We start from the raw sequence: 12,766 nt of genomic DNA, 5'->3' as shown, positions 1-12,766 counted from the left end.
GCTCCACCTGCCCGTCGTCAGGTGGAGTAGAGCGACGTGATGACCTCGCCGTATCCGAGACCCAGGTCGGCCAGCATCTCGGCGAGTCGGGGCGGGGCTCCGTTCGCGCGCGGGGCGGGCCGTCCGACCAGCCCGGGGACGGCGGAGAGGTCTCCGCCCGAGAACCGCGAAGCGGGAGTGGCCGGTCGGGCCACCCGGTAGGTCCGCCAGCTGGCGACCTGCTGGGTGAGCATGACCAGGTCGGGGCTCCGCCAGGCGATGAAGGTCCAGCGGGAGCCGTTGCGGGCCCGGACGAGCAGTGGCTCGTCCGGGTCGGTGTGCTCGCCCAGCCGGGTGACGGCCCTCGCGGCGATCGGGGTGGCGTTGGAGAACGGGCCGGCGATCTCCCAGATCCGGTCGCGGAGTTCGACCTCCCAGCCGGCGGCCTCGAACTCCGCCCGGACCGCCGCGTGGGGATCGGTGTCCCGGGCGAGGGAGAGGAGACCCTCCAGGTCCCAGCGGTCGACCACCCGTGCGCGGGCGCGCTTCGAGGGCAGCAGCAGGTCCTCGGCCAGCTCGGGGTCGGCGTCCGCGACCAGCGTCCGCGCGTGCGTCCACGCGCGGGCCGCGGTGATGTCGCGGCCGCGGTCGCCGGTGAGGGTGGCGTCCTGGCAGATCAGCGCCATGAGGACCGCGGTCACGGCGCGGAGGCGCTCCTCGGCCTGTGCGGGTGGGGAGTCCGTCTCCTGACGGGCACTCAGGGCGACGAGCAGGTCGGTGAGCCGTTGGCGCCAGCTCTCGTCGTCATCGTCCCAGATGCCCGCGGCGAGCAGTTGGACGCAGAGGCTCGCCACGACGAGCCGGGCGGCGAGCGGCGCGGACGTGACGCCGTCCGACCCGTCCGAGGCACTGGAGACCGCGTCGATCCATCGTCCGGCCCAACGGCGGTAGCGTCCGCGGAGGTCGGTCGGGATGTCCGGTACGAGGTCGGGGTCCTCGGTCGTGGCGGACAGCGTGCCCTCGTCGGTCGTCCGATCGAGGTCGGCGTCCTCCTCGGTGTCCCCGGCCGCCGAGACGGTCCAGGAGAGTCGGCCGGGCGCGGCGGGGAGCCGGGTGAGCAGCGGGCCGTAGGCGAGTGACGTCGGCCAGTGGCCCAGCGCCTCCTGGCACTGGCTCTGGTAGCTCTCCCACTGGTCCGAGCTGCTTGTGGTGGCGACGTCCTGGCGGCTGACGGTCGCCGTAGCGGGAGAGCCGGCCGGCCTGCCGATCTGGCGGAGCCGGTTGAGGTCCTGCTCGAACCGGCGGGCGGCCAGCTCGTCCTCGAACAGGCTGCCGGCGGTGTACTCGTGGGTGACCCTCGGGTCGGACCGTGACTCGCTGGGCCGTGCGCGGCGCACCAGGTTGTTGGCGAAAACCGCGGCCGACTCGACGAGTTCGCCGTCCGGGCCGCGGTAGGAGGCCCGCACCGCCGCCCCGGGTGCCTCCGGGACGGCGAAGGAGAAACAGGTCTCCCCGGGCGGGACGTGGCCGACCGGCTGCCAGGAGGCCGGGGAGCCGTCGGGTGAGGTGCTGATCTCGACCGTGACGGCCTGTGGTTGACCGAGCGTCACGTGCAGCCCCGCGCCGTCCACCTTGGCACCGAGGAGCACCAGGGAGTGGCGGCGGGCGAGGACGGGGCGGATGGTGCCGCGACCGCGGAGGGCGTCGACCGGAGCGGGCCTGCCCTCCTCGGGCAGGAGCGGGCCGGTGGCGGAGCTCAGGGTCGCGAGCTCGCAGTTCCCGCCCGCCGAGGTGGCGGTGGTCAGGGCGCTGCGGGTGAGATTGGGGCTGCCGGTCAGGGCGTGCCAGTGCGGTCCGGTGCGCCACTCGATCAACTTCCCGTGACGGAGCCTGGATTCCTCCAGGAGCCGTAGCTCGGCCTGCTGGCCGTCGAGGGCACGGTGGAGGGCGTCGCCGTCGTAACTGGACCAGCGTTGCTGGACGGCGACGGTGACCCGGGCGGGGGAGAAGTGATCGAGCAGGCGGCGGACGGCGGTGCCGGACGGGTCGAAGAACGGCGCGTACAGGTGGAGTTCGTCGACCGGCCCGGGCGGAAGCTGGTCGAGGATGGCCTGGTCCAGGTTGTGCAGGAGTCGGAGATCCGAGGTGGCGGCGGGCGTGAGGCCGGCCATCCGCTCGGCGGTCAGCTGGAGTTGGGCGGCAATGGTGCGATCGAGCCGGACGTGTCGGGGGAGCCCTTGCAGCCAGTCGGCCAGCTCCCCGAGGACGGGGTGCGCGGGGGTGTGTGCCGACTTCACGACCGTCCACAGCTCGTCGTTGGCTCCCCAGCCGGAGAGGGTCGGATTGCCGGAGCCCACGGCGATCCAGGTCTCCTCCTCCCCGCTCAGCAGCGCGAGCTTGGGGTGGAACGCGCCGCTGCAGGAGGCCAGGCCGTTGAGGTAGCTGCGGCCGGCCAGCCGTACGTCGACCGGGTCGTACAGGCCCTGCGCCGCGTCGCCGATGACGGTGATGCGGGCGTCGAGCGCGCGGGCACGCGGGACGGCGGTCTTCTCGAGGAACGGGAGGTCGACGGTGAAGCCGAGCAGGAGCAGCTCGTGCAGCTCGGCCTGGTCGATCCGCTCGCTCCACTCGCGCAGCAGCGACAGCGGCGAGGCGAAGGTCCATCGGGTGTCGGTGCTCACTGCCGGACCTCCAGAACGGTGCTGCCCTTCGGGGTGATGTGCCAACTGCCGTCCTCATCCCGCTCGAAGAGCCCCAGTTGGATGCCGAACGAGCCCAACTGCCGCAGACGGGTGCCGATTTCCGCGTCCCCTTCGTCGCCCGTCTTGTAGTAGCGCTCGTTGCGCTGGTGGAGGCGGGAGAAGGTCCGTACGGTCCCGGTGCTGCTGTCGATCTTCAGCTTGGACAGTGCCACCCGGCGGGACTGCGCCAGCATGTCGTCCGCCAGCTGGGCGGCGAGGTCGCGGACGGGGCGGTCCCAGTGGTCCTGCAGCCGGGCGAGCACCCAGGTCGGATCGAGGAACTCCCCACCGCGGCGGCGGTGCCCCAGGAAGATCGACCGCACCTCGTCCGACAACCGGCCCGGCTCGCCGCGTTGGGCACCCACCAGCAGCAGCTTCAGGTTGGTGACCGGATCGCGGGGGTCGGCGTCCTGCAGCAGCGCACGTTCGGCGGGGGCCGGGTGTCCGTGGGCGTCCCACGGGTCGGGCAGGTCCTGGACGAAGGCCCGTACGGAGCGGTCCTGGGGTACCTGGTCGGCCAGCCAGGCCCGCAGTTCCTCACGGGAGCGGTCCGCTTCGCCGTGCTCGCTGCCGATGCCGGAGACCAGCCCGGCCCAGAGCCGGCGCCAGGCGTTGACCGAGTAGTTCCGCAGCAGGACACCGCGCCACCCGGCCGCCTGCGGGACGGTGAGCAGGACCTGATCGTCCGTCAGCGCCGGACCGAAGGCGACCGCCGATCCGACCAGGTACTCGACGGACCAGGGCTCCGTCGGCCCGTGCAGGGCGATCGCGCGGGCGATGACCCGTAGCGAGGCCCGGCGGGTACGGTCGGCCGGCTCCCAGTCGTCCGGGTCGTGGGCACCGGACCGGGTCGCGGTCATCAAGTCGGTGAGCCAGCCGGTCTCGGGCTGTTCGGGATGCTGGAGTGCCGCTGGCCGGGCGGACTCCAGCTGGTCGGGGGTGATCGAGTCGTGCTCCGCCAAGTCCATTACCGGAGCGAACAGTTGCCGGACCACGGGAGGACACGGCCGGGCGCCGGGGCGGAGCGCGCCCTTCACCAGCCGGGCGGTGCCGAGCACCGCGCTCGGTCCTCCGTACTGTGCCCAGAAGCCCCACTCCCGCGGCGAGTAGGTCTTCTGCAGCTGCTTCTGGGCAGCGGCCCGGGCGAGTTCCAGACCACCGTCGGAGCAGAACGAGCGGACCCGGTCGACGCCGTGGGCGGGGCCGGGCGGGGTCTCCGCCGGGGTGTCCAGCGACAGTGCGGCCAGGATCACCTCGGCACGTCGCACCAGACGCCGCGAGCCCTGGGAGTCGAGGTCGTGGTGTTCGGCGTGGGCGGCGAGCGCGGCGTAGAGGGCGTAGTAGCGCGTGTAGCGGGTGACGCTCGACAGGCCGGGTGCCAGGCGCTCGACCGCCCGCATGACCGGCCCTTCGACCGACAGCGGCAGGCGGCCACCACTCGAGTCGAGCCCGTTGACCGCCCAGTCCGGACCGAGCACCTGAGTCATGGACCGTCCCTTCCGTAGACACCGTCACCCTAATGACCCGTCAGGTGGCACATCGTGGTGGGTGCTCCCCGCGCGTTCCCGGGCGAGGGCGGACAGACCTGTGGTGATGCGGGCCGCGCAAGCGTTCGCCCGGGCGGAGAGGCCCACCCGGGCACGCGAGCCCGGCGGCACCGAAACGCGAAAGTGCCGGTCGAGATCAATCTCGACCGGCACTTTCGCGAGCCCCGAAGGGCTACTGCTGGTGTCCGAGGGGGGACTTGAACCCCCACGCCCGATAAAGGGCACTAGCACCTCAAGCTAGCGCGTCTGCCATTCCGCCACCCGGACCAGGTGTCTGTCTCGGCGGTGTGTTCCCCGCTCCGACACAGAGAACATTACCAGGCTCCGAGGGTGGTTCTCGACCACGTTTGCGCCGGTCACAGGGTGCGCGGGGGTATATGGGGGCACATCATCACAGAACGGACAGGTTGGCGGCTGGAGGTGGCTGTGGTGGGTGCGGTCGGCGGGCGGAACGAGGGCCGGGGCGGGGACGGGGAGGCGGCGGAGCGGGGGTTGGCGCGGGGGTTCGGGGCGTTGGTGGTGCTGGGGGTGGTGCTGATCGGGGCGGCGGTGTTCGGGCTGCTGTACACGGCGTTCGCGACGCTGACGGGCGTGCTGCTGTTCGGGTGGCTGCTGCTGATCGGCGGGGCGGCCGGGCTCGCGCACGCGGTGCTGGCGCGGAACGCGAACTACTTCTGGCTGGGGGCCTCGGTCGCGGCGCTGAACATCGCGGCGGGCGCGGTGATGATCGTCCGGCCGGACGCGGCGGCGGAGGGGCTGACGCTGTTCGCGGCGCTGCTGTTCCTGAGCGCGGGGACCTTCCGGCTGGTCGGTGGGCTGGCGGTGCGGGGGCCGCAGTTCGGGTGGACGCTGCTGCTCGGGGTGCTGGACGTGATCATCGGCCTGCTGGCGCTGGCGCAGTGGCCGAGCGATTCGCTGTACACGCTGGGCCTGCTGTTCTCGCTCTCGCTGCTCTTCGACGGCCTGGGGCTGGTGAGCATCGGGGTGGGGGCCCGCCGTGTGATCGGGATGCTGGGGGACGCACGGCGGGAGGTGCAGCCCGAGCCGCTGCCCGAGGCGGAGGCTGAGACATCGGCGGAGACTGAGGCGGCGGTGGATGTGGAGAAGCCGTCCAGTCCGTGAATGTTCCGTCGGCTGTCGGGCGGATTCGGAGCGGGAAGCGTCAGGAGGGGAGGGGAAACGGTCGGGACACGCCACGGCACGTCAAGTTGTAGTCGCTGAGCCGGTGCTGACTGCCGTTCTCCTAGCCTCGGTGGTCCAGTGCGAAGGGCGGCTAGACGTGGAGCAGACCAGAAGACCGGCCGAGCCCGTGACGAGGACGAGACCGGTGGCGCCGGTCGGGGCGGTGCGCGTGGCGCACGGCACGCACGGCCGGCGCGAGGAGGGCGGCCCCGGTGAGGGGGTCTGGCGGTTCTCGGCGGTGGCGCACGAGGCCTCGGTGCCGCAGACCAGGCACGCGGTGCGGGACCGGCTGTTGGCGCAGGGGATGGCGGGTGAGGCGTACCAGGAGCTGATCGACGACGTGCTGCTGATCGTCTCGGAGCTGGTGGGCAACGCGGTCACGCACGCCGCGGTGCTCTCGCCCCACCTGACCACCGAGCTGGCGATCGAGGGCGGCTGGGTGCGGGTCTCGGTGGAGGACGGGCACCCGTACCGGCCGAAGGCCCTGGAGAGCGACATCGGGCAGCTGGGCGGGCGCGGGCTGCTGCTGGTGAAGAGCGTGACCCTGCAGGCGGGCGGGGTCTGCGACGTGGAGCGGACGGGGGAGGGCGGCAAGGTGATCTGGGCCTCGCTGCCGCTGCCGGAGGTGTTCGCGGAGCCGGACGAGGCGGCCGGGCTGCCCGAGGCCGTGCTGCCGGGTGTGCTGCGGCCGGGCGTCGGGCACCAGGCGGTGCGGCCGGCCGCCGCCGTGCCGGGCCCGGTGCGCCCCGAGGTCTGACAGGGCCCGAGGCCTGACCGCCCAGGGACAGCGCGAGCGGCGGAAGGGCGCCGGACGAGCACGAGGGGGCGCCGGGCCGGGGAGTGGTGCTCCCCGTCCCGGCGCCCCCTCGTGCCCGGCGGAGGGTCCGTTACCAGCTGGGCCCGGCGATCTCCCGGATCCCCGGGAGGGCGGCCTCGAAGACCGTGCGGAACCAGACCGAGGTCGGCTTCTCGGCCTCCAGCGCCTTGAGCTCCTCGGCGGTGACGTAGCGGAAGTCGTCCACCTCCTCCGGGTCCGGCTTCGGCTCGTCGGTGACCAGGCCGACGAAGAGGTGGTTCCACTCGCGCTCGATCAGGCCGGAGGCCTCGTCGGGCAGGTCGTAGCGGACGGTGCCCGCCTCGCAGAGCAGGGCCGGGGCGACGCCCAGCTCCTCGGCGGTGCGGCGGGCGGCGGCGACGAAGGGCTGCTCGCCGGGGTAGGGGTGGCCGCAGCAGGTGTTCGACCAGACGCCGGGGGAGTGGTACTTGCCGAGCGCGCGACGCTGGAGCAGCATCCGGCCCTGCCGGTCGAAGAGGAACACCGAGAACGCCCGGTGCAGCCGGCCGGGCTGCTGGTGGGCCCAGAGCTTCTCGGCGGTGCCGATGGTCACACCCTCGTCGTCGACGAGCTCCAGCAGGATCTCGGCGGGCGTGCCGGGGGCGGCGCCGTCCTCGGTGAGCAGGGACGGTCGGGACTCGGGCATGGGGCCTCTTTCGCGACGGGGAGGTGGCTGGTTCGTGAGCGCGGCGGCCGCTCCGGACGCCGCCCGGGCGTCCGGGGCAAGTCTGCCGTATGGGTGGGTACCCGAATGGGCGCGACGCACACGGAGGCGTGGAAGGGCCGGATGATCAGGCAACCCGTTCGATTCCTGATCGGCCCGGGCAGCCCCCTGATCCTTTCCGATCATCTGCCCGGTTCTCCTGACCCGTGTGGTTTCGGGGGTGTACGCCCGTTCCGGTAGCCTCACCGTGCCCGGGTGGCACGGGGGAGGGCCGTGCGGTACCGGCCGCGTTCGGGCCGGTCGTGACCGTCGCCTACGATCACAGCGGGAGCCGCCGACCCCGCCGCGGACCACCGGGCGGCACCACGCGGCACGATGCGGCACCACGCACCACCACCGCGACACCACGCAACACCACGAGTCAGGAGACACCGCATGATCGGCCTCGTTCTGGCCGCCGGCGCCGGTCGCCGGTTGCGCCCGTACACCGACACCCTGCCCAAGGCGCTGGTTCCGGTGGACGGCGAGCGGACCGTGCTGGACCTCACCCTCGGGAACTTCGCCGAGGTGGGCCTGACCGAGGCCGCCGTCGTGGTGGGGTACCGCAAGGAGGCGGTGTACGACCGCAAGGCGGAGCTGGAGCGCACGTACGGCGTCAAGCTCACCCTGGTCGAGAACGACAAGGCGGAGGAGTGGAACAACGCCTACTCCCTCTGGTGCGCCCGTGACCTCTTCGCCGAGGGCCTCCTGCTGGCCAACGGCGACACCGTGCACCCCGTCTCGGTGCAGCACACCATGTTGGACGGCTACCGCGGCCGGATCGCCGCCGGCGAGACCCCGGGCATCCTGCTGGCGCTGGACACCGTGAAGAAGCTGGCCGACGAGGAGATGAAGGTCGTCGTCGACCCGGCCTCCGGAATGCGCCGGATCACCAAGCTGATGGAGCCCTCCGAGGCCACCGGCGAGTACATCGGCGTCACCGTGATCGACCCCTCGGCCGCGGCCGACCTGGCCTCCGCCCTGCAGGCCACCTTCGAGCGCGACCCGCAGCTGTACTACGAGGACGGCTACCAGGAGATGGTCGACCGCGGCCTGCGCATCGACGTGCAGCCGATCGGCGAGGTCTCCTGGGTGGAGGTCGACAACCACGACGACCTGGCGAAGGCGCGGGAGATCGCGTGCCGGTACTGACCAGGCTGGTGCCCTCGCCGGTCTTCATGGAGATCCGCCCGGGCGCCCTGGACTCGCTCGGCGGCATCCTCGCGGACCAGCGGCTCTCCGCCTCGGGCCGGATCGCGGTCGCGGTCAGCACGGGCTCCGGGGCCCGCCTGCGCGAGCGCCTGGAGCCCGCCCTGCCCGGTGCCGACTGGTACGAGGTGGAGGACGGCTCGCTGGACGCCGCGGTGCGGCTCGCCGACCAGGTCCGCGGGCACTACGACGCGATGGTGGGCCTCGGCGGCGGCAAGATCATCGACGCCGCCAAGTACGCCGCCGCCCGGGTCGGCCTGCCGCTGGTCGCGGTGGCCACCAACCTGGCCCACGACGGCCTCTGCTCGCCCGTCTCCACCCTCGACAACGACGCCGGCCGGGGCTCCTACGGGGTGCCCGGGCCGATCGGCATCGTGGTCGACCTGGACGTCGTCCGGCAGGCCCCGCCGCGCTTCGTGGCGGCCGGGATCGGCGACGCCGTCTCCAACATCTCCGCCTGCGCGGACTGGGAGCTCTCGCACGTCCACACCGGTGAACCGGTCGACGGACTGGCCGTCGCGATGGCCCGGACGGCCGGCGAGACCCTGCTGCGGCACCCCGGGAAGCTGACGGACGGGGACCTCCTCACGACGCTCGCGGAAGCCCTGGTACTGTCCGGCATCGCGATGAGCATCGCGGGCAGCACCCGGCCCTCCTCGGGCGCCTGCCACGAGATCTCGCACGCCCTGGACGTGCTCTACCCCAAGCGCTCCGCCCAGCACGGCGAACAGGTCGGCCTCGGCGCGGCCTTCGCCACCTTCCTGCGGGGCGAGCGCGAACTGTCGGCTCTGATGGTGGACCGGTTCCGGTTCCACGGCCTGCCGGTGACGGCAGATCAGATCGGCTTCACCGAGGCGGAGTTCACCGAGGCGGTGCACTACGCTCCGAACACCCGTCCGGGACGCTTCACCATTCTGGAACACCTCGACCTCTCGCCCTCAGACATCAGGGACTCGTACGCCGACTATGTCCAAGCCGTCAACAGCTGATCGCCCCCCGGTCGACCTGACCCGCCGCCCCTCGATCGAGGAGCTGCGCGCGGTGATCCACCCCGAGGGCATGCTCCAGCGCAGGAGCGCCGAGCACTGGGCCGGGCGCCTCTACATGCGGAAGATCTCGCTGAGGATCACCCGCGTGCTCTCCACCGTCACGGCGATCACGCCCAACGGCCTGACCTACCTGATGATGGTGACCGGCATCCTGGCCGGTGCCGCCCTGGTGGTGCCCGGCATCGCCGGCGCCGTCCTGGGAGCCCTGCTGATCCAGGTCTACCTGCTGCTGGACTGCGTGGACGGCGAGGTGGCCCGCTGGCGCCGGCAGACCTCGCTGACCGGCGTCTACCTGGACCGGGTCGGCCACTACATGTCCGAGGCCGCGCTGCTCACCGGTCTCGGCCTGCGGGCCACCGACCTGTTCCACCGTCAGGGCAGCGCCTCGCACTGGGAGTGGGCCTTCCTCGGCACGCTGGCCGCGCTCGGCGCCATCCTGATCAAGTCGGAGACCGACCTGGTGGACGTGGCCCGGGCCCGCAGCGGGATGACCGCCGTCGAGGACAGCGCCTCGGTGCCGCGTTCGGCCGGGGTGGCCAAGGCCCGCAAGGCCGCCGCCTTCCTGAAGTTCCACCGGCTGGTCGGCGCGGTCGAGGCCTCGCTGCTCATCCTGGCGGCCGGGATCGCCGACGCGGTGGCCGGCGACCTCTACTTCACCCGCCTCGCGGTGGTCGTGCTGGCCGCGATCGCGATGCTCCAGACCGTCCTGCACCTGCTCTCCATCGTCCTGTCGAGCAGGCTGCGATGAGCGACCCCAAGAGCAGTCAGGGCTTCAAGCTCGGCGCCGTCATCATCACCATGGGCAACCGCCCCGCCGAGCTCAACGCCCTGATCGAGTCCGTCCGCGCCCAGGAGGGCCCGGAGGTCGAGCTGGCCGTGGTCGGCAACGGCGCCCCGCTGCCCGAGCTGCCCGCGGGCGTCCGCTCGGTCGAGCTGCCCGAGAACCTCGGCATCCCCGGCGGGCGCAACGTCGGCATCGAGCTGTTCGGCCCGGACGGCCGGGACGTGGACGCCGTCCTCTTCCTGGACGACGACGGCCTGCTGCCCCGCACCGACTCCGCCCGGATCCTGCGCGAGGCCTTCAGCTCCGACCCGGGCCTGGGGATCGTCTCCTTCCGGATCGCCGACCCGGACACCGGCGAGACCCAGCGCCGCCACGTGCCCCGGCTGCGGGCCAGCGACCCGATGCACTCCTCCCGGGTGACCACCTTCCTCGGCGGCGCCAGCGCCGTCCGCAGCGCGGTCTTCCCGCAGGCCGGGCAGCTGCCCGCGGAGTTCTTCTACGCCCACGAGGAGACCGACCTCGCGTGGCGGGCGCTGGACGCCGGCTGGTCCATCGACTACCGCGCCGACGTGGTGCTCTTCCACCCGACCACCTCCCCGGCCCGGCACGCCGCGTACTTCCACAACGTGGCCCGGAACAGGGTGTGGCTCGCACGACGGAACCTTCCGGCCCCTCTCGTGCCTCTCTATCTGGGAGTCTGGTTCCTGCTCACGGTGGCCCGCCGTCCCTCCGGGGACGCGCTCAAGGCCTGGCTGGGCGGGTTCCGGGCCGGCTGGCGCGAACAGTGCGGTCCGCGTCGTCCGATGCGTTGGCGTACGGTGTGGCGATTGACCCGTCTGGGCCGACCGCCGATCATCTGATCGCAGAAAATCTTCCGGCGACCCCCGTCGTCGGACCGGTACTTCCCCCCGTTGATCCCGGTGGGTCAGACCGGAACCGCCGCCGTTCCCCCGTCGGCGGCCCGGTCTTCCGATCCCGTGAAGGACGAATGTGTCGACAGTGAGTGACCCGGTCAACTTCTCCGCACCCAGCGGCGTTGACGCGGGTCTGACCCCGAAGCAGCTCGTGGCCAAGTACGGCCTGACCGTGAGCGGCAAGCGGCCCGGCCTGTTGAGGTACGTGCGCGAGCTGTGGTCGCGGCGCCAGTTCATCATGGCGTTCGCCACCGCGCGGCTGGTGGCGCAGTACACCACGGCCAAGCTCGGCCAGGTCTGGCAGGTCCTCACCCCGCTGCTGAACTGCGCGGTGTTCTACCTGGTCTTCGGCGTCATGATGAAGTCCGGGGAGTCGATCGACCCCTACATCCCCTGGCTCTGCATCGGCGTCTTCGTCTTCCAGTTCAGCCAGAGCGCGGTGCTCTCCGGCACCCGGGCGATCTCCGACAACCTCGGGCTGATCCGCGCGCTGCACTTCCCCCGCGCCAGCCTGCCGATCGCCTTCACCGTGATCCAGCTCCAGCAGCTGCTGATCTCGATGATCGTGCTCGTCGGCATCGTGCTGTTCTGGCAGCCGCCGGCGATGACCTGGCTGCTGCTGATCCCGGCGCTGGCCCTGCAGTGCGTCTTCAACACCGGCCTCGCCCTGATCTTCGCCCGGATCGGCGCCAAGACCAGCGACATGGCCCAGCTGATGCCGTTCCTGCTGCGCACCTGGATGTACACCTCCGGCGTCATGTACTCGGTGCAGGGCGCGGTCGAGAAGTGGCCGACCATCTGGCAGGCGCTGTTCCGGCTGAACCCGGCCTCGGTCTACATGGACCTGATCCGCTACGCGTTCATCCCGAACACGTACAACAAGGAGGCGCTGCCGCCGCACGTCTGGGCCATCGCGGGTGGCTGGGCGCTCGTCGCCGGCCTGGTCGGCTTCGTGTACTTCTGGAAGGCAGAGGAGCAGTACGGCCGTGGCTGACACCGTGACCGACGAGACCCGAGGGGCCGTCATGAGCAAGACCCAGGACGCCCGGATCCCCACCGTGGTGGTGGACGACGTGCACATCGTCTACCGGGTGCACGGCGCCGGCTCGGGCCGCGGCAGCGCGACCTCCGCGCTCAGCCGGATCATCTCGCGCAAGCGCTCGCCCGCGATCCGCGAGGTGCACGCCGTCCGGGGCATCAGCTTCACCGCCTACAAGGGCGAGGCGGTCGGCCTGATCGGCTCCAACGGCTCCGGCAAGTCGACCATGCTGTCGGCCATCGCCGGTCTGCTGCCGACCGAGAAGGGCGCCATCTACACCAACGGCCAGCCCTCGCTGCTGGGCGTCAACGCGGCACTGATGGACGATCTGACGGGGGATCGGAACATCGTGCTCGGCTGCCTGGCGATGGGCATGTCGATGGCCGAGGTCAAGAGCCGCTACCAGGACATCGTGGACTTCTCGGGGATCAACGAGAAGGGCGACTTCATCTCGCTGCCGATGCGCGCCTACTCCTCCGGCATGGCGGCCCGCCTGCGCTTCTCCATCGCGGCGGCCAAGACCCACGACGTGCTGCTGATCGACGAGGCCCTGGCCACCGGTGACCAGAAGTTCCAGCGCCGCTCCGAGGACCGGATCCGCGAGCTGCGCAAGGAGGCGGGCACCGTCTTCCTGGTCAGCCACAACAACAACTCGATCCGCGACACCTGCGAGCGCACGATCTGGATCGAGAAGGGCGAGCTGGTCATGGACGGCTCGACCGACGACGTCATGAAGGAGTACGAGAAGGAGCACTGAGCCCACGGGGGCTGGTGGTTCCTTCAG

At 71.8% G+C, this 12,766-nt stretch carries 10 protein-coding genes, 1 tRNA gene and 1 pseudogene; 8 read left to right on the top strand and 4 right to left on the bottom strand.

Going from position 1 to position 12,766, the window contains the following annotated elements:
• Positions 1-17 precede the first annotated feature (17 nt).
• The 3 genes from ABD946_RS06030 to ABD946_RS06020 form a co-directional block, all read right to left on the bottom strand.
• Complete coding sequence (locus ABD946_RS06030) at positions 18-2,660, bottom strand: hypothetical protein (RefSeq protein WP_345280805.1); 2,643 nt, start codon at positions 2,658-2,660, stop codon at positions 18-20.
• Positions 2,657-4,207, bottom strand: coding sequence for a hypothetical protein (locus ABD946_RS06025; RefSeq protein ID WP_345280803.1), 1,551 nt, complete (start codon positions 4,205-4,207; stop codon positions 2,657-2,659). The genes ABD946_RS06030 and ABD946_RS06025 overlap by 4 nt, the downstream gene beginning before the upstream one ends.
• Positions 4,208-4,446: 239 nt before the next feature.
• A tRNA-Leu gene (locus ABD946_RS06020) sits at positions 4,447-4,534 on the bottom strand.
• A gap of 162 nt (positions 4,535-4,696) precedes the next feature.
• On the opposite strand from ABD946_RS06020, the gene ABD946_RS06015 reads away from it, so the two are divergent.
• Together ABD946_RS06015 and ABD946_RS06010 are read left to right on the top strand one after the other, a co-directional pair.
• Positions 4,697-5,389, top strand: a complete 693-nt coding sequence (locus tag ABD946_RS06015) for an HdeD family acid-resistance protein (RefSeq protein WP_345280801.1) — start codon at positions 4,697-4,699, stop codon at positions 5,387-5,389.
• Between the two features lie 229 nt (positions 5,390-5,618).
• Positions 5,619-6,068 (top strand): annotated as a pseudogene (locus tag ABD946_RS06010) (ATP-binding protein); the annotation flags it as partial.
• 268 nt (positions 6,069-6,336) lie between these two features.
• On the opposite strand, the gene idi reads toward ABD946_RS06010, so the two are convergent.
• Positions 6,337-6,930, bottom strand: coding sequence for an isopentenyl-diphosphate Delta-isomerase (idi, locus tag ABD946_RS06005; RefSeq protein ID WP_345280799.1), 594 nt, complete (start codon positions 6,928-6,930; stop codon positions 6,337-6,339).
• A 453-nt stretch (positions 6,931-7,383) separates the two neighbouring features.
• Here idi and ABD946_RS06000 point away from each other — a divergent pair, with 453 nt between their 5' ends.
• The 6 genes from ABD946_RS06000 (at position 7,384) to ABD946_RS05975 (ending at position 12,739) form a co-directional block, all read left to right on the top strand.
• On the top strand, positions 7,384-8,139 hold the full coding sequence (locus tag ABD946_RS06000) for a phosphocholine cytidylyltransferase family protein (RefSeq protein WP_345280798.1): 756 nt from the start codon (positions 7,384-7,386) through the stop codon (positions 8,137-8,139).
• Complete coding sequence (locus ABD946_RS05995) at positions 8,127-9,185, top strand: iron-containing alcohol dehydrogenase family protein (protein ID WP_345280797.1); 1,059 nt, start codon at positions 8,127-8,129, stop codon at positions 9,183-9,185. The genes ABD946_RS06000 and ABD946_RS05995 overlap by 13 nt, the downstream gene beginning before the upstream one ends.
• A 115-nt stretch (positions 9,186-9,300) precedes the next feature.
• A complete protein-coding gene (locus ABD946_RS05990) occupies positions 9,301-9,993 on the top strand; it encodes a CDP-alcohol phosphatidyltransferase family protein (RefSeq protein WP_380150116.1) in 693 nt (230 codons plus the stop codon).
• Positions 9,990-10,889, top strand: a complete 900-nt coding sequence (locus ABD946_RS05985) for a glycosyltransferase family 2 protein (protein ID WP_345280796.1) — start codon at positions 9,990-9,992, stop codon at positions 10,887-10,889. The genes ABD946_RS05990 and ABD946_RS05985 overlap by 4 nt, the downstream gene beginning before the upstream one ends.
• 130 nt (positions 10,890-11,019) lie before the next feature.
• Positions 11,020-11,937, top strand: a complete 918-nt coding sequence (locus ABD946_RS05980) for an ABC transporter permease (protein ID WP_380150111.1) — start codon at positions 11,020-11,022, stop codon at positions 11,935-11,937.
• Positions 11,938-11,968: 31 nt separating this feature from the next.
• Positions 11,969-12,739: an ABC transporter ATP-binding protein gene (locus tag ABD946_RS05975; RefSeq protein ID WP_345280827.1), complete on the top strand. Its 771-nt coding sequence runs from the start codon at positions 11,969-11,971 to the stop codon at positions 12,737-12,739.
• The last annotated feature ends 27 nt before the right edge of the window (positions 12,740-12,766 follow it).

The sequence above is a fragment of the Kitasatospora albolonga genome, assembly GCF_039535905.1.
In the GTDB taxonomy this organism is placed as follows: Bacteria; Actinomycetota; Actinomycetes; order Streptomycetales; family Streptomycetaceae; genus Kitasatospora; species Kitasatospora albolonga.
The sequence above is the reverse complement of the archived record's forward strand: the minus strand, read 5'-3'. Positions and strand labels throughout refer to the sequence as shown.